This is a genomic window from uncultured Agrobacterium sp., assembly GCA_913777615.1.
Lineage (GTDB): Bacteria > Pseudomonadota > Alphaproteobacteria > Rhizobiales > Rhizobiaceae > Agrobacterium.
On sequence record CAJYTK010000012.1, the window covers coordinates 51,196 to 68,957 of the forward strand.

The 17,762-nt window shown below is 55.8% G+C and carries 13 protein-coding genes and 2 pseudogenes; 6 read left to right on the plus strand and 9 right to left on the minus strand.

Going from position 1 to position 17,762, the window contains the following annotated elements:
- Positions 1 to 12 precede the first annotated feature (12 nt).
- Entirely contained in the window at positions 13 to 1,539 is a 1,527-nt protein-coding gene (locus tag QZ862_RS11440; RefSeq protein WP_296099990.1) for a sugar ABC transporter ATP-binding protein, read from the minus strand.
- Between the two features lie 89 nt (positions 1,540 to 1,628).
- A complete protein-coding gene (locus QZ862_RS11445) occupies positions 1,629 to 2,600 on the minus strand; it encodes a substrate-binding domain-containing protein (RefSeq protein WP_296099993.1) in 972 nt (323 codons plus the stop codon).
- Between the two features lie 177 nt (positions 2,601 to 2,777).
- On the opposite strand from QZ862_RS11445, the gene QZ862_RS11450 reads away from it, so the two are divergent.
- The 4 genes from QZ862_RS11450 (at position 2,778) to araH (ending at position 7,179) form a co-directional block, all read left to right on the plus strand.
- Entirely contained in the window at positions 2,778 to 3,551 is a 774-nt protein-coding gene (locus QZ862_RS11450) for a FadR/GntR family transcriptional regulator (RefSeq protein WP_296077510.1), read from the plus strand.
- 99 nt (positions 3,552 to 3,650) lie between these two features.
- Positions 3,651 to 4,631 (plus strand): arabinose ABC transporter substrate-binding protein, encoded by a 981-nt coding sequence (locus QZ862_RS11455; protein ID WP_296099996.1) that lies wholly within the window; start codon positions 3,651 to 3,653, stop codon positions 4,629 to 4,631.
- A 71-nt stretch (positions 4,632 to 4,702) separates the two neighbouring features.
- Positions 4,703 to 6,208: an L-arabinose ABC transporter ATP-binding protein AraG gene (gene araG, locus QZ862_RS11460; protein WP_296083612.1), complete on the plus strand. Its 1,506-nt coding sequence runs from the start codon at positions 4,703 to 4,705 to the stop codon at positions 6,206 to 6,208.
- Between the two features lie 17 nt (positions 6,209 to 6,225).
- Positions 6,226 to 7,179, plus strand: coding sequence for an L-arabinose ABC transporter permease AraH (gene araH, locus QZ862_RS11465; protein WP_296099999.1), 954 nt, complete (start codon positions 6,226 to 6,228; stop codon positions 7,177 to 7,179).
- Positions 7,180 to 7,242: 63 nt separating this feature from the next.
- On the opposite strand, the gene QZ862_RS11470 is transcribed toward araH, so the two are convergent.
- The 6 genes from QZ862_RS11470 to QZ862_RS11495 form a co-directional block, all read right to left on the minus strand.
- Positions 7,243 to 8,397: a mandelate racemase/muconate lactonizing enzyme family protein gene (locus QZ862_RS11470; protein ID WP_296100002.1), complete on the minus strand. Its 1,155-nt coding sequence runs from the start codon at positions 8,395 to 8,397 to the stop codon at positions 7,243 to 7,245.
- Positions 8,398 to 8,411: 14 nt separating this feature from the next.
- Positions 8,412 to 9,620 (minus strand): D-mannonate dehydratase ManD, encoded by a 1,209-nt coding sequence (gene manD, locus QZ862_RS11475; protein ID WP_296077517.1) that lies wholly within the window; start codon positions 9,618 to 9,620, stop codon positions 8,412 to 8,414.
- 12 nt (positions 9,621 to 9,632) lie between these two features.
- The gene (locus QZ862_RS11480; protein WP_296100005.1) at positions 9,633 to 11,324 is read right to left on the minus strand and encodes an ABC transporter ATP-binding protein; all 1,692 of its coding nucleotides are present in this window, start codon (positions 11,322 to 11,324) and stop codon (positions 9,633 to 9,635) included.
- Positions 11,324 to 12,472 carry an ABC transporter permease gene (locus QZ862_RS11485; protein WP_296100008.1) on the minus strand — a complete coding sequence of 383 codons (1,149 nt, stop codon included), beginning with the start codon at positions 12,470 to 12,472 and terminating at the stop codon, positions 11,324 to 11,326. Before QZ862_RS11485 ends, QZ862_RS11480 begins: the two co-directional genes overlap by 1 nt.
- On the minus strand, positions 12,469 to 13,455 hold the full coding sequence (locus QZ862_RS11490; protein ID WP_296100012.1) for an ABC transporter permease: 987 nt from the start codon (positions 13,453 to 13,455) through the stop codon (positions 12,469 to 12,471). The genes QZ862_RS11485 and QZ862_RS11490 overlap by 4 nt, the downstream gene beginning before the upstream one ends.
- Before the next feature lie 72 nt (positions 13,456 to 13,527).
- Positions 13,528 to 15,468 carry an ABC transporter substrate-binding protein gene (locus tag QZ862_RS11495; RefSeq protein ID WP_296100014.1) on the minus strand — a complete coding sequence of 647 codons (1,941 nt, stop codon included), beginning with the start codon at positions 15,466 to 15,468 and terminating at the stop codon, positions 13,528 to 13,530.
- A 168-nt stretch (positions 15,469 to 15,636) separates the two neighbouring features.
- Here QZ862_RS11495 and QZ862_RS11500 point away from each other — a divergent pair, with 168 nt between their 5' ends.
- The gene (locus tag QZ862_RS11500) at positions 15,637 to 16,323 is read left to right on the plus strand and encodes a GntR family transcriptional regulator (RefSeq protein WP_296100015.1); all 687 of its coding nucleotides are present in this window, start codon (positions 15,637 to 15,639) and stop codon (positions 16,321 to 16,323) included.
- Positions 16,324 to 16,571: 248 nt separating this feature from the next.
- Positions 16,572 to 16,814: pseudogene (locus QZ862_RS11505) on the plus strand (SOS response-associated peptidase); the annotation flags it as partial.
- Between the two features lie 106 nt (positions 16,815 to 16,920).
- On the opposite strand, the pseudogene QZ862_RS11510 reads toward QZ862_RS11505, so the two are convergent.
- Positions 16,921 to 17,762: pseudogene (locus tag QZ862_RS11510) on the minus strand (IS3 family transposase); the annotation flags it as partial.

Consider the following 17,762-nt stretch of genomic DNA (forward strand, 5'->3'; position numbering starts at 1 on the left):
GTCTTGTCTCCCTCAATGTCCGGTAATGCAGGCAGCCATCAAGGTGTCCTGATCGATGTTTGGTGATTCGAACTCTTCGCGCAGCGCGCCATCGCGCAGAACCAGCGCGCGGTCGCAGACGAGTGGCAGTTCCTCTATTTCGCTGGAAACGAAAATGATGCTTCGGCCTTCTGCCGCAAGCTCGCGGATGATGGCGTAGATTTGCGCTTTCGCCTCGATATCCACGCCGCGCGTCGGCTCGTCGAGAAGAAGAACGCGACTTCCGGCATAGACCCAGCGACCGATGACAACCTTTTGCTGGTTTCCGCCCGAAAGCGTGCCAATCGGCGTATCGGTACTTGCCGTCTTGATGTGCAGGCGCTCGATGATATCCCGCGTCGCCTGCGCCATGCGGCTGCCCGAAAGGACGCCGTTACGGCTGACGCCGGAGAAATTCGTAGCAAGCGTGTTTTCATCCACGCCGAGAAGCGGCACGATGCCCTCCTCCTTGCGGCTTTCCGGCGTATAGCCGAAACCTGCATCAACCATCTGCTTGTAACCGGCGGACTTGACAGAGCGGCCGTCCACCAGCACATCGCCGCTATCGAAATCGCGCACGCCCATGATGGCTTGCAGCAGTTCCGTGCGGCCAGCGCCGAGCAGACCCGCGATGCCCAGCACCTCCCCCTTACGAAGCAAGAAAGAGATGGCGGAAAGCTTTGGCGCAAGCGCCAGATCGCGCACCTGCAGAACCACCTCCGAAGAGGCGTGACTTTCCAACTCTGCCGCCTGTGAAGCCTCGGAGCCGAGCATCAACCGGACAATCTCGCGCGTATCGGCACCTCTCACGTCGACGGTGGCGATGATCCGTCCATCGCGCATGATGGTGGCGGAATGCGCAATCTGGCGAATTTCGTTCATGCGGTGGCTGACATAGATAACCGCGATTCCTTGTGCGGCAACCCTCGTCACCGCGGCCATCACCTTTTCCGCTTCGGCGGCGGCCAGCGAGCTTGTCGGCTCGTCGAGAATGACTATCTTTGGTCGCCCAATCATGGCGCGGGCGATCTCAAGCAACTGCCGCTCCGCAGGACTCAAGCCCGTCACCAGACGATCCGGCGGCAGATTGAGGCCAAGGCTTGCCATGGCTTCCGCCGCTTCTGCCTCCATGGCTGCATATTGAATGACACCGCCCTTGCGCGGCCAGCGTCCGAGAAACAGGTTTTCGGCAAGCGTCATGCCCGGAACAAGGCTGAGTTCCTGATAAACGACGCGTACGCCTTTCTGAAAGGATTCCTGGGCACGGGCGGAGCCGTGAGATGTGAGTTCGGCGCCGCCGATCACGACGGTCCCGATGTCGGGTGTTTCAGCACCGGTCAGCATTCGGATCAGGGTGGATTTCCCCGCGCCGTTTTTGCCGAGCAGGGCTCTCACCTCGCCCGGCGCCACTTCGAATGTGGCATCGTCAAGAGCAAGCACGCCGGGATATTGCCGTGTGCAACCTCTTATCGAAGCGACGGCGGAGCCATCCGGCAGGCTGTTCTGGGAAGCAGATGTCATTGGGTCTTTCCATTGCTTTGGAGGCCGCCGGATATCCGGCGGCGCTACATGGCGCGCTCCAAGCGGAGCCGCAGCGATGAGAAGGTCGATCAGGGAATGCCGTCGGCGTGGGCCTTCAGCCAGGCCTTGCCATCTTCGGACGACTTATAGAGATCGATATTGTAAGCGACCTTGATGCCTTCAGGCGGCTGGCCGTCGATGGACTTGATGGCCTGCGCGAGCGCAAGCTTGCCGAGACCTTGCCCGGAAATATCGACAACGGCCTTGATGACCGAGAAGTCGGAAAGTTCCTGCGCGATTTCCGTGGTCATGTCACCGCCGAAGACGACGACTTTGCCGACCTTGCCCTGGCTTTTCACAGCGCGGGCAGCACCCAGCGTCGCACCACCGGCTTCACCGAAGAAAGCATCGATATCCGGGTTTGAAGACAACATGGTGCTGGCAACCGAAACAGCTTTATCGAGGACAGCGCCTTCCTGATTGGCGACGATCTGCGCACCCGGCACCTTGGCCTTCAACGCTTCTTCGAAGCCCTTGCGGCGCGTAACGCAGACTTCCACGAATTCGCAGTTCAGAACTGCGATTTTCGGCGCTTCCTTTTTCTGCGCGATGAAGTAGTCGGCAGCCGCGTCACCGAGCTTATGACCGAAATCGAAGGGATCGCCGACCGCATAGGCGGAGATATAATCCTTCATGTCCTTGTCGTTGAGGCAGGTGTTGTAGCAGACGACCGGAATACCGGCATCATGCGCACGACGGATCGCGCGGTAGGAACCATCGGCAGACACCGGCGATACAATGATGGCTTGAACGCCAGCGGAAATCAGGGAGTCGATAAAGGAAGATTCCTTGCTGACGTCTCCCTGCGCATTGGTTTCGACAATATCGAGCTTGCGACCAGCTTCCGACGCACCGGTCTGGATGCCCTTGCGCACGCCTGCATAAAAGCCCTGTGCGTCCATATAGATCGCGCCGACCTTTAGATTTTCCTGCGCCGACAAGGTTGCGACACTGCCCAAAAGAACAGCTGCAATGATACCTATGTACTTGGTGTTTTTCATCGGTTCCTCCCCCATGACGAGTTTTATGGCGACCTATTGTCCTTAAGGTCGCGATGCCGGGACATTATCATTAGTCCCACACATGTCAATTTCTGTACGATTTATTTTCGATTTGATGCGGAGTATTTGTTCATTCATACTACCCATTCGGAGATCGAACGGCAGGGGACGAGAATTATGGAGCAGTTTCTAACGCACCAGGGGGAGCCGATTGCACAGCAGGGTAAGCGGGGTGTTCGGGAGGCCCTCTTGCGCCGACTGGTGGAATTGATTGTATCCGGCACTTTCGCAGAGAACGCGACATTGCCCAATGAAATCGATATGACCGAGCAATTCGGCGTCAGCCGCACAAGTCTGCGAGAAGCAATGCAGTATCTCTCGGCGCTTGGCATGGTCCGATCACGCACACGGGCTGGCACCATCGTTTTGCCGCGAGAAAACTGGAACTATCTCGATCCCATCGTGCTGGACGTGATGTTGACGGTTGGCGGCGACGAGAGCTTTTACTCGTCACTGATAGATGCGCGCCAACTGCTGGAACCGGCAGCTGCGGCGCAGGCTGCAGCCAACGCCAATGCTCGGCAGCTCTATCTTATTTCCCAAGCATTCGAAGACATGGTGGAGGCGAATTCGCGCGACAATGAAGCCTGGAGCCGCGCCGATCTGGAGTTCCACACTGCCATCATTAATGCCAGCGGAAACTGGGTCTTCCGACAATTTGCAAGCGCCATCCGTGCCGCATTGCTCGCCAGCTTCCGGCTGACAAATCGCGAAAGCCAGTCTCATGAGCAAGCGATCCTGACCCATCAGAACGTACTGGAAGCCATTCGAATGAAGCGACCGGAGGCCGCCCGCCATTCCATGGAACAGCTGATCGGCGTTGCAAGATCCGAAATGACCGATGCCCTTAGAAAGACCCGCAAACCGGGCGAGCTGATCAAAGGTGCATAGAAAAATAAAATCATACATATAATATTGACTGGTATGATTTTTGAAGAATAATGAAGAAAGACCGCGGGAGGCACGCGGGGTCAAAGGGAGAGATAAGACATGCGTTCATTGAAGGCTATCATCATGGCTAGCGCCATTGCGCTGACCGCCAACGCTGCATTTGCGGCCGATGTTAAAATCGGCTTCGTCGTGAAGCAGGCGGAAGAGCCGTGGTTCCAGGACGAGTGGAAATTCGCCGAACAGGCCGCCAAGGAAAAGGGCTTTGCGCTGGTCAAGATCGGCGCTGAAGACGGCGAAAAGGTTCAGTCGGCCATCGACAATCTCGGCGCACAGGGCGCACAGGGTTTCATTATCTGCGTACCGGACGTGAAGCTCGGTCCCGGCATCGTTGCCAAGGCAACTGCCAACGACCTGAAGCTGATGACCGTCGATGACCGCCTGGTCGGCGCGGATGGCAAGCCGCTGGAAGACGTGCCCCATATGGGAATTTCCGCAATCAAGATCGGTGAAACGGTCGGTCAGTCGATTGCCGCAGAAATCAAGAAGCGCGGCTGGGAGATGAAGGACGTGGGCGCAATTCGCGTTTCCTACGACCAGCTTCCAACAGCGGTAGACCGTGTGGAAGGCGCGATTACTGCGCTGAAAGCAGCGGGCTTCCCTGCCGAAAACATCTTTGACGCACCGCAGGCAAAGACCGATACGGAAGCTGCCCTCAACGCAGCGACCACTGTTCTCAACAAGCATTCCAACATCAAGCACTGGATCGCTTTCGGCCTGAACGACGAAGCTGTACTTGGTGCGGTACGTGCGTCCGAATCCGTCGGCATTTCCGCTGACAATATGATCGGCGTCGGCATCGGTGGCGCGGAATCTGCGATCAACGAGTTCAAGAAGCCTTCCGCTACCGGCTTCTACGGCACTGTCATCATCTCGCCGAAGCGTCATGGCTATGAAACCGCGCTCAACATGTATGAGTGGATTGCCAATAACAAGGAGCCGGAAAAGCTGATCCTGACATCCGGTTCGCTTGCTGTTCGCGGCGACTACGAAAAGGTTCGCGCCGACCTCGGCATCGAATAAGCCAGAGCCTCTGCATTGACCCACCGGCGGCCACTGCCGCCGGCTATCCTTTGTAAAGTCAGGGGGCGATGATGGCTTTTCTTGAGTTCAACGACATATCCAAAGCCTATCCCGGCGTGCAGGCATTATCCGGTGTCTCATTCGCCGTTGAAAAGGGTGCCGTCCACGGCCTGATGGGTGAAAATGGCGCGGGCAAATCCACCCTTATACGCATTCTCTCCGGCGATCAGTCCTCCGATACTGGCGGCATCGTGATCAACGGCGAAAAGCAGTCCTACCGTTCGGTTCGCGATGCTTTCGACGCTGGCGTGGTCGTCATCCATCAAGAATTACAGCTGGTTCCCGAACTGACCGTGGCGGAAAATCTCTGGCTTGGACGTTTCCCCGGCAAGGCAGGCGTTATCGATAGCCGCACGCTTGTCGAAACGGTAGGGACAAAACTTCAGGAAATCGGCATCGCTGTCGATCCGAATGCTAAGGTCGCCACCCTTTCTATCGGCGAGCGGCAAATGGTAGAAATCGCCAAAGCCGTCATGCTGGATGCGCGCGTCATTGCGCTGGACGAGCCGACATCCTCCCTCTCTTCACGAGAAAGCGAAATCCTGTTTTCGCTGATTGAGAAACTGAAAGCGAACGGCACCATCATCCTTTACGTGTCGCATCGGCTGGATGAGATCTTCCGGCTTTGCGACAGCCTGACGGTCCTGCGCGATGGGAAGCTGGCTGCGCATCACCTCGACATCAAGAACACGACACGCGACCAGATTATTTCGGAAATGGTTGGCCGCGAGATCAGCAATATCTGGGGCTGGCGAGAGCGCCCCCTCGGAGATGTGCGGCTGGAGGTCAAAAATCTTTCCGGTCCAAAGCTGCGCACGCCCGTCAATTTCACCGTTCGAAAGGGCGAAATTCTCGGCTTCTTCGGCCTGATCGGAGCTGGCCGAAGCGAAATGACAAGGCTGCTTTATGGTGCAGACCATCGCCAGCAAGGCTCCATCACCATCGACGGCGTAGCCGTGGCTCCCAACAGCCCCAAGGCGGCAATTACCGCTGGAATGGTGCTTTGCCCGGAAGATCGAAAATACGATGGCATCATTCAGGGTCGCTCGATCGAGGAAAATATTGCCATTTCCTCGCGGCGGCACTTCTCACCTTTCGGCATAGTGAACCCGAAGAAAGAGGCATCCGTCGCGGAACAGTTCATCGCCAAGCTGCGGGTGCGGACGCCCTCGCGCAAGCAGGACATCATCAACCTTTCCGGCGGTAACCAACAGAAGGTCATTCTTGGCCGCTGGCTCTCCGAACAGGGCGTGAAGGTGCTGGTCATCGATGAGCCGACACGCGGCATCGATGTTGGTGCGAAGTCGGAAATCTACGAAATCCTTTATGAGCTTGCCGCAGGCGGCACGGCGATCATTGTCATCTCCAGCGAACTCCCGGAAGTCATGGGCATTTCAGACCGCATGATGGTCATGTGCCAGGGCCGAATTGCAGCCGATATTACGCGCTCGGATTTCGATGAACGTACCATTCTGACCGCAGCCCTGCCCGACAAGAACCTCGCTTTCACCGTTTAATTTCAGGAACCTGATCAATGACCTCTCTGAAGAAAATTCTGCTCGGCGAACAGGGTCTCGTCTTCATCTTCGCCATAGCTTTCGTCATCGTCTCTCTGTCCGTGCCGAACTTTCTGACAGAGCGCAACATGCTGGGCCTACTGCAATCGGTCGTCACCATTGGCATCGTTTCATGCACCATGATGTTCTGCCTTGCATCGCGGGACTTCGACCTTTCGGTCGGCTCAACAGTGGCATTTTCAGGCATGATCGCCGTCATGGTCTCGAACGCCTCCGGATCTATTATTCTCGGATTGCTAGGTGCCTTGATCTGCGGCAGCATTGTCGGCTTCGTGAACGGCGTCGTCATTGCGAAATTCCGCATCAATGCGCTGATCACGACACTTGCCACGATGCAGATCGTGCGCGGTCTGGCACTGATTTCCTCGGATGGCCGTGCAGTCGGCATCAATGATCCTGATTTCTACCAGCTTGCACTGTCACGCGTCTTCACCATCCCGACGCCGATTTGGATCATGGTCGCGTTGTTCATCGTCTTCGGTTTCGTGCTGGACCGCACGGTCTTCGGCAAGAACACGCTGGCTATCGGCGGCAACCCGGAAGCATCCCGTCTGGCAGGCGTCAATGTCGTCAGAATGCGCATCTGGATATTTGCGCTTCAGGGCCTGGTCTGCGGCATTGCTGGTATTCTTCTCGCTTCGCGCATCACCTCCGGCCAGCCCAACGCGGCAACGGGGCTTGAGCTTTCGGTGATTTCTGCCTGCGTTCTCGGCGGCGTTTCGCTTGCTGGTGGCCGCGCCACCATGACCGGCGTCATCGTCGGCGTCCTCATCATGGGCATTGCCGAAAACGTCATGAACCTGCTCAATATTCAGGCCTTTTACCAATATGTCGTGCGCGGCATCATTCTGCTCATCGCTGTTCTCCTCGACAATATGCGATCGTCAGCGGCGGGACGAGGTCGATTTTAGCCGTGGCCGCCTTACATTGATATGAACCACAGTGCCTCTAATTCACGTTGGCAAAGACCCAGCTCACCAATTTGTAACAGATCCATCACGTCGCTTTAGATGCGGTGCCTCCCAGAACTCGAAACTCTGTTTTGCCAACAGGTCCTCGTTGACCTCGACCCCGAGGCCCGGCGCATCTGAAACAGGGTAAACCGCGCCTTCCAATCGTGGTTGGGTCGAGAAGAAGTCTGAATTATCGAAACCCAGATGGGTTTCTGCTGGGCTGGCACGGGTTTCCAGCCAGGAGAAGTTGGCGACTGCCGCACAAAAATGGATGGTCGCAGCCGTGCAGATCGGCCCTAGCGGATTGTGCGGCATCATATCGACGTAATGAGTTTCACTCCATGCTGCGACCTTCATGGACTCAGTCAATCCACCGACATTACAGACATCAAGCCGATTGAACTGGTGGATATCCCGCTCGATGTAGGGCTGGAACTGCCATTTCGATGAAAACTCCTCGCCGATGGCGAAGGGAACATCGGTCAATCGCCGCAAGGCTTCATAAGCGCCCGGAGACTCGTCGCGAATGGGTTCTTCAAGGAAGTCGAGCGTGCCCGATGGCATTTTCTGACAGAAACTGGCGGCTTCCGCCACCGTCAGCCGATGATGGTAATCAATGCCGAGCACGACATCGTCTCCGAGTTCTTCACGCGCCTTCACCAGCCATTTTGCGGTTGTGGCAATGTGTTCGCGTGGCTCATAAATCTGCTTTTCTTCATGGCCTGCGGGAGAAAGGCGCAGCGCCGTCCAACCGTGTTCAACTAGCATCTTGGCCTGATCGATCATTTCAGGGCCGGGTGCGGCGAAGGTTGTGGCGAAGGTTGGGATATGATCGCGCTGTTTGCCGCCGAGTAGATCATAGACTGGCACGCCGAGCGCCTTGCCCTTGATATCGTGAAGCGCGATATCGATGGCGGAAACGGCGGCCTGAAGGACGCGCCCGCCTTCGAAATACTGGCTGCGATACATTTCCTGCCACAGTGAGCCGATCTTGAAAGGATCGCGTCCGCGCAGGAATTCAGCATAGTGCTCAAGCGCGCCAACGACCGCTTTCTCACGGCCTGAAAGACCGCTTTCGCCCCAGCCGAAAATACCTTCGTCGGTCTCAATTTTTACCAGTAGTTGGTTACGGATGCCCACCTTGACCGCATAGGTTTTTATCGCAGTAATTTTCATGTCTTTCTCCTGTCCTACCAGTGCCACAGAGTGCCGTCTTCAAGACGGTTCACCGGGAGGTAGGCGCGCTGGTAGGGGTACTTTGCCGCAAGTTCCTCATCGATATCGACACCGTGACCGATTGCCTCGCCGGGATGCAGGTAGCCATCCTTGAGGCTCCATGCGCCGGGAAAAACTTCCAAAATTTCCGGCAGATAACCCGAGTATTCCTGAATGCCAAAATTCGGCACCCAGAGATCGAGGTGCAGATTGGCACCGAGGCAAACCGGCGACATGTCCATAGCGCCGTGGCAGGCGGTCCGCACATTGTACACGCTGGCAAAATCCATAATCCGTCGTAGCGCAGTCACACCGCCTGCATGCACACAGGTAGTGCGGATATAGTCGATCAACTGCTCTTCCATCAAAAGGCGAGCATCCCAGATCGTGTTGAACACTTCGCCGACGGCAAGCGGTGTCGTGGTATGCTTGCGGATCAGACGGAACCCTTCTTGGTGTTCGGCCGCAACCGTGTCTTCCAGCCAGAAAAGCCGGGCGAATTCCAGATCCTTGCCGACTCGCGCGGCTTCGATAGGTGTCAGCCTGTGGTGGACATCGTGCAGAAGCTCAATGTCCCAGCCATGGGCTTCACGAACGGCTTCAAAAAGCCTGGGGATGTGGCGCATATATTTAGACGTGGACCACATTTCCTCATGCGGCACTGCGTCATCTTCAGCATTGTTGGTAACCGATTTCGCGCCGGTGCCGTAGACATCCGGCAGGCCGGGTATTCCACATTGTACGCGAATGGCTTTGTAGCCTTCGTCCTTGCGGCGACCGACAGCCTCGACGGCTTCTGCTATATCGCGACCTTGTGCGTGGGTGTAGCACAGAACCTTTTCACGACTGGCACCACCGAGCAGCTGGTACAGCGGCATATTGGCGGCTTTTGCCTTGATGTCCCAAAGTGCGGTGTCGATACCGGCAATCGCGGCCATCGTCACAGGACCGCGACGCCAGTAAGCGCCCTTATAAAAATACTGCCAGATATCCTCAATGCGGGATGGATCGCGCCCGATCAGCAGCGGTGCAATATGGTCTTCGAGATAGGAAGCAACAGCCTTTTCCCGACCATTCAGCGTTGCATCGCCAACACCTGTCAAACCCTCATCCGTGAAGATTTTGACGGTAACGAAATTGCGCCCTGGAGAGCAGACGATGACTTTGACCTGAGTAATTTTCATGACGAATTCCGTTTATTGAGCAGTTTGGCCATCGGCGTAGCGAAAGCGCTTTTGGATGCGGCGATCACGCGGATCGGGATGGGGAATGGCGGAAAGAAGTGCGCGTGTGTAATCATGGGCAGGATGATTGACGACCTGATCGGTCTCACCTTCTTCCACGATCCGGCCGCGATACATAACGGCTACGCGGTCGCACATGTAACGAATGACGGACATATCGTGAGAGATGAAGACATACGACAAGCCGAGTTCGTCCTGAAGCTTCATCATCAGGTCCAGAACCTGTGAACGCAGCGATACGTCCAGCGCCGATGTCGCTTCATCGGCAACGATCAGGCGAGGCTTGACGGCAATGGCGCGGGCAATGCCAATGCGCTGGCGCTGGCCACCGGAAAAGGCATGCGGGTAACGCTCCCGCCATGCCGGTTCCAGCCCCACTTGCTGCATCAGTTCAGCGACGCGGTCATCCAGCTCTTTCCCTTTCATGTCCGCCAGTTTCAATGGCTCCGCAATGATCTGACCGACTGTTTTGCGCGGGCTGAGGGAGCCGACCGGATCCTGAAAGATCATGCGGACTTCACGGCGGATATTCTTCAATTCGCTTTTGTTGGAAGAACACAGGTCAATAATATTGCCGTCCGGTCGGCGATAGTTGATTTCGCCTTCCTGCGGGTCATAAATGCGCAGCAGGCAGCGGCCCATCGTAGTTTTGCCGGAACCGGATTCACCGACGATGCCGAGGGTTTCGCCGGGGCGTACCGTCAGGGATACGCCGTTCACGGCTTTAAGGCCGGATGGAAATTGCAGCGACAGATTTTTGACTTCCACCAGTGCAGGCGTATCAGGCTTGATCGGCGGACGGGAAAGCCGGACTTCGGCTTTCTTTTCCAGCTTTACAACAGAACCGATCAGGGCGCGGGTGTAATCGTTCTGCGGGGCATGGAATATCTTGTCGACCAGACCATGTTCCATGACCTTGCCGCGATACATCACTAGCACCTCGTCGGCGATTTCGGCAACGACGCCCATATCGTGAGTGATGAACAGCACCGCCATACCGTGGCTCTGTTGCAGCTTCTTGATGAGGTCGAGAATTTCCGCCTGTGTCGTGACGTCGAGTGCCGTTGTCGGTTCGTCAGCGATGAGGACGGACGGATTACACGCGAGTGCCATGGCAATCATCACGCGCTGGCGCATGCCACCGGAAAATTCGAAGGTGTAGCGGTCGATCGCGGTTTCCGGCCGCGGTATTTCCACCTGCCGCAGAAGTTCGAGAACGCGTTCGCGTCTTTCCTTTTTAGGCGTGCCAAAGTGAATTCGCAGCGCTTCACCAATCTGCTCACCAATCCGGTGGACGGGCGAGAGCGAACTCATCGGTTCCTGGAAGATCATGGCAATTTCCTTGCCACGAACATCACGGATTTCCTTGCCACGCGGGTCAAGCTTGGCGAGATCAACCGCATTGCCTTCCCGTTTTGCAAGGATGATAGAGCCGCTTTCGATACGGCCCGGTCTATCTACGATTTGCAGGATCGAACGCGCTGTCACTGACTTTCCCGAGCCGGATTCCCCGACAACGCATAGCGTCTGACCGCGCTTCAACTCGAACGAAACGCCATCGACTGCCTTGAATACGCCCGTGCGGGTGGGGAAGTAGGTTTTCAGGTCTTCGACCTTGAGGATTGTGTCACTTGTCATGGTCATCACACCGACTCGTATGGGTCTGCGGCATCACGCAGGCCATCGCCAAGGAAATTGAGGGAAAGAACGGCGATGACAATTGCCGCCGCAGGCGTGAATAGCAGCCACGGCGCCTGCGCAACCGCACGAATATTCTGTGCTTCCTGAAGCAGCACGCCCCAGGAGATGATTGGCGGCTGAAGCCCGATGCCGAGGAAGGACAGAGCCGTTTCGGCAAGGATCATCGTCGGGATCGCCAGTGTGACGGTCGCAATAATGTGGCTCATGAAAGACGGCACAAGGTGATTGAAAATGATGCCGATTTCGCTCATGCCGTCAAGACGTGCGGCGGTAACGAAATCCTCATGGCGAAGCGACAGGAATTTGCCGCGCACCTCTCGTGCAAGGCTCGTCCAGCCAATGAGCGACACGATGAGGGTGATGACGAAGTAAGTACGAAGCGGTGGCCAACCAACGGGAATGGCTGCCGCCAACCCCATCCACAACGGAATGGTTGGAATAGAGCGTAGAAGCTCAATCGCGCGCTGTATGAATAGATCAACCCATCCGCCAAAGAAGCCGGAAATGCCGCCAATCGTCACGCCCAGAATAAGGCTCATGAACACGCCGACGAGACCGATGGAGAGCGAGATGCGTGCGCCGTGTACCACACGCGAAAAGATATCGCGGCCCAGTCGGTCAGCACCCAAAATGTAGAGACTGTCGCCCGGCTTGGCATCGACCAGACCGAACAGCTTCGTCTGCATGGGAATAAAGCCAAGAAGGTCATAGCGTTGCGAAGGGACGAAGAAGCCGACATGTAATGGCTTGGCGGGGTCTGGGGTAAACTCCCGCCGCATGGATTCCGTGTTCAGCGTCATCTTTAGCTGATCCACATGCGGCATGAACGAGCCATCGTGAAACAGCGAGATGCCTTGGGGTGGCGCATAGGTGAAGCGCGCATTAGTCGCGTTCGGATCGACCGGGGCGATGAAGTCCGCAAAGGCTGCGACGAGATACATGGCGCAGATCACAACAAGACTGACGAGCGCTATTTTGTGCTTCTTGAACTTCAGCCAGAACAGCTTCCATTGACCTGCAACGGCGATGTCCTTGCCATGAAGATGTATCGATGGCTCGGTATCAGCGGGGAGATGTGTAATATCTGTCATTGGAGGCGTATCCGTGGATCGGTAAGCGCGAGCAGGATGTCGGAAATCAATGTCCCGAGGATCGTCAGAACCGAGATCAGAAGGATCAGCGACCCTGCGAGATACATGTCCTGAGCAAGAAGGGCGCGAAGCAGCAACGGCCCGGTGGTCGGCAGGCTCATCACCACTGACACGATGATTTCACCGGAGATGACCGCGGGCAAAATCCAACCGAGTGTCGAGATCAGCGGATTGAGGGCCAGCCGCACGGGATAGCGGATCAGCAGTTCAAATTCCGACATGCCTTTGGCGCGCGCTGTCGTGACGTAGGGTTTGGATAGTTCATCCAGAAGATTGGCGCGCATGATGCGGACCAATGCTGCAAGAGAGCCAAGGCCGATGACGATGACCGGAAGCCAGACATGTTGGGCAAAATCCAGAAGCTTGGCAAAGCTCCAGGGCGCATCGATATAGGCGGGAGAAAACAGACCGCCGACGCTCTGGCCGAACCAGACCGACATCAGATACATGGCAGAAAGCGCCACGAGGAAGTCAGGTACGGCGAGAAAGAAAAATGCGAAGAAAGTGGCTGTGTAGTCGGAGATCGAATATTGGCGCACGGCGGACAGAATGCCGATGGGAATAGCGATGGCCCAGACAAAGCAAAGCGTCAGCAGCGAAAGCAACATCGAGAAACCGAGGCGGCTCCAAATCAGCTCCGTGACCGGTTTGCCAAGCTCGAACGACATTCCGAAATCACCACGGGTGACGATGCCGAACATCCACTTGTAATACTGGAAATACACCGGCTGATCGAGGCCGTAGCGTTCACGTATGGCAGCCACGGTTCCAGCCTCCACGGCACCGCCCTGGCTTGCCCAGTCAGCCATCAGGGTCGTGAGATAATCTCCCGGCGGCAGCTGGATAATGATGAACGCGATGATGGAGACGGCAAATAGTGTCGGGATCGCGAACACCAGCCGCTTGGCAATATATCGAAGCATGGAATTGGACCGTTCGATTGGATCGAAGGGGAGCCGGCAGTGGCATTCGCGCCACCGCCAGCGGGAGGAGCCTTATTGGGCCGACTTGTCGAAGTACCACTGTGTCAACGTAGGCGCCGGGTGCCACAGGTTTCCGGTGATCGGAATGCCATTGACGACATTCTTCAGGTTCTTGGAAACCATCATATATTTCGGCATCGGGCGCGAAATTCCGATATTCAGGAAGTTGTCGGCGGAAAGATTGAGGAACTCTTCCATCTTCGTCTTCCGGTCGGCATCATTGGCGGCAGCATTGACCTTGTCATAGGCCGCCATCAGCGCTTTCACCTCTTCGGGCGGTTCTTCGCCTGTTTCGTGATTGGCGTACCATTCAGCCCAGCGCACGGCAAAGAAGATGTCGGCCTTCTGGAACGGCATATAGCAACGTGGATCGGTATAGACTTCCGAAAGTCCGCCGACGCAGTTCCAGATGTAGGCGTCCTGCTCGTTTGCCGCCCACATTGTGTTCAGGCGTGCGCGGTCGGTCGTGCGAAGCTGGATGTCGATGCCGACATCCTTTGCATATTGCTGCACCATCTGCATGACATCAGGGTAGGAGAGACCGAAGACATCCGCCACCATGAAGTTGATGGTCAGGCGCTTGCCGCTCTCATCCAGACGATAACCTTCGCCGTCTTTTTTGGGCATGATCTTGTCGAGCATACCGTTGGCCGCTGCCGGATCGTACTCTGTGTACTGCATGGCTTCGCGCTCATTATACAACTCATGTTCAGGCTGAACGGCGACCTGCGCGGGCGTGCCCTGTCCCACATAAACCAGATCGATGATTTCTTGACGATTGATCGCATGGCTAAGAGCGATACGGAAATCCTTGTTTTGGAACAGCTTCTTCTTCGCCGGATCGGTGGAGTTGAGGTTGAGCAGAATGGTGGCGTCGTTTGCGGGCAGGTCCTTCACATCTACGAATTTGTAATTACCGCTTTCCTGCCCGTCGAAGAGGACAGACTTGAAGGTGGAATTGTTGATGTGACGGAAAGCAAAATCGAATTCACCCGATGTCATTTTAAGAGCCATCAACTGCGGGTCATCAAGCTTTGCCCATGTGATGCCGTCGATGTACGGCAACTGGTTGCCGTCGGTGTCGACCTTCCAGTAATAAGGGTTACGCTTGGCGACAACACGTTCGCTATCCGCATAAGGCACGGTCAGAACCCATGGGTTCATTGTCGGCAGTTCAAGGTTCTGCCAGTAAACAGGCTGGAAAGTCAGCGAGACTTTCGAGTTGAACAATGCCACCCAGTCACCGGCGGCAGGGTTGGACTTCAGAAGCGCAGGGATGCCATCCTTGTTGTACTTCTCATGAAACTGGCTGAGATAATGCTTCGGATAGATGACCGGCGCATGGCCCTGGCCATAGGCCAGTTGCTGAATGAACAGACCATAAGGCGTTTCGAATTTGAATTCGACGGTCTGCTCATCGATCTTGCGAACCTTGACCGGCTTACCAGCTACCGTGAATGTCGGGCTTTTAGCTGGCGTCAGCGCGCTGTTCATGAATACGTCTTCGTACCAGAACATGATGTCATCGACTGTGAACGGCTGACCGTCGCTCCACTTCAAGCCCTTGCGCAGCTTGAATGTATAGGTGGTCGCATCGTCGGAAGCGGTGAACTCTTCGGCCAGCGATGGCACGACCTTCTTCCACTGTGGATCCCAGCGAACGAGCAGCTCGTTAGCGATGGTGCGAGCCAGGTTATACTGGTCACCGTTGGCAAGGATCGTCGTGCGCAAAGTGCCGCCGTATTTGCCGACGCCATCAATCATCGTTTCGACGAAAGGTTTCTCAGGTAGCCGTTGGTTAAGGGCTGGAAGCTTGCCTGTCTTGACCTCCTCTTCAAGAACAGGCGCCTGCTTGAAGTCCTGTGCGAAGGCCGGAGCCATCGTTGCGCACACGACAATTCCCAATAGCCCCGTCGAAACGACGAGGTCGCGCAGCTTTCGCTGATAGCTCATGTAAAAACTCCTCCAGCTTTTGAGTGCCCGCTCCTCAGACACGTCCAGCAGTCTTCGCCGCTAAGATGGCGTGAAGTTTTCAGATCATACATTATTTGTCAATAACGATGTGCGAAATAGAATTTTTCGCACTTGGCAGTCATGGGTTTTTTCGGTTAGTAGAACTCTATGAGCAAGATTGCCGAATTTAAACGGGCGACGGAGGAGACAGATCTTGGCGAAGCCTCGATCTATGAACGGCTCCGTGACGACATCATTCAGGGCCGGTTTGTTGCCAATGAACGTCTTAAGGTTTCTGAACTCGCCGAACGGATGGGCACATCAACCAATCCCGTGAGAGAGGCGTTGCAGCAATTACGTGGCGAAGGCTTCGTCGTCATGATGCCAAACCGCGGCGCACGCGTGCGAACGATAGACGAAACTTTCGTGCGTGATATTTTTGAGATTGAGGTCCTGATCGAACCTGCTTTGACGCGATGGTTTGTTGGCCTTGCCACCAAGGCGGATCTTGACACCTTGGAAGACTTGCAGGCGCAGATGGAGATCCTGAATTTCGCCGATCAGCATGCTCATTCAAAACTCGACATGGCTTTCCATCAAGTCATGTACGACCGGCATTACAACCGCCATGCCGTCGATTTGTGGTGGCGACACCGCGAAATACTCTCCGCGATCAGCCGCCAGTTCCCGACCTCGCTTAGCCGCCAGACAAGCGTTGTGAACGAACACCGCGGATTAATTCAGTGCATCAAGAAGCAGGACGCTGATGGCGCAGCAGCGATCATTGCACAACACGTGGAGGGCTCTGGCCGTCATATCATCGAGCATATGCGTCTAATTAAACGACGAATGTGAGTTCATATTCTGACAAAATATTTGGCGCGAAGCTCGACGTACTTCCTCACCTTGAAGGGAGACGGACCTAAGACCCGTAATCTCGGCATCATTGAAATGATGTATGCATATGATTGTGCTGGAGACAGCCGATTTTGCCCCTCTCACGCATAGACTGGATGAAACCTCACTATCCCACGCATCACCCGCTAGATTGTCTTCTATAAGCTGGTCGAATTAGATGGCGTCGGATTTATAATCTTTATCGCATGGAAGACAAGGACTGGATCGCGAAATGGGCCCAGGATGCCGAAAGCCTGATCAATCTGATGCCGGCCTACCAGATGACCCCCGACCAGATGTGGCCGATTGCCCGCAACACGGCGGACGGAAAGAAGCAGCTCGTCCATGCCCACTGGGGGCTGCCATCACCGATTGTCGTCCAGAAGAAGGCTGCGGAAGCTCGAGCGGACAAACTGAGGGCCAAGGGTCAGGCAGTCGATATGGACGAGCTGACCTTGCCCCGAAGTTTTATCCAGTTTTTAGTTCGCTCCAGCGGTTTTTGAAGTGCTGCCCGATTTTGGGCCAGCCGGAACTGGAATTTTCCGTGGTTATGGCTCATGTCGGCGCTGGTGCCGATGACCCGTTCGTGAGCGCGATCGGCACTTTGTTGCCGATTTCGCTGTGTGGCCGGAACTCACTATAGTCTCTACGCGAATCTTTCATCTTTGCCCGCGCGTCGTCAAGGCTCATGAACCAGTGAGCGTTCAGGCACTCGGCGCGGAACTTGCCATTAAAACTCTCTATGTAGCTGTTGTCGGTCGGTTTGCCTGGCCGCGAGAAGTCAAGTACGACGCCTTGTGATAGGCCCAGAGGTCAAGGTCTCGGGAGATGAATTCGCTGCCATTATCCACACGTATGGTCGCCGGATATCCGATCTGTCGGCAGACCCGCTCCAATGTCTGAACGACATCCTCGCCTTTGTAGCTAAAGCGAGCATCCACCACTGGCGAGAAGCGAGAGAAGATATCAACAACCGTCGGAACCCTGATCTTGCGACCAGTGGCCAGTTGGTCATGAACGAAATCCATCGCCCAAACATGGTTGGAATGGGTCGGCTCCGTGCGCTCAACCCGCAGCTTCGCCTTGACCCGGCGCTTGGGAACCTTGTTGCGAAGCTGAAGGTCCATCTCTTTGTAAAGACGATAGATTCGCTTCGGGTTCACAGACCAGCCTTCACGCTTGATAAGGATATGCACACGCCTGTAGCCGTAGCGTACCCGCGTCTGGCAGATGTCCTTGATCTTCAGCTTTAACTCGGCCTGCTCGCCACGCCTGGACTTGTAGACATAGAGCGACCGGTCGACTTTCAACACCGAGCATGCACGCCGGATCGAAACCTTCCAATCCGCCTTGATCGTGTCGACAAGCTTGCGCTTGCGGGCAGGCCTCAAAGCTTT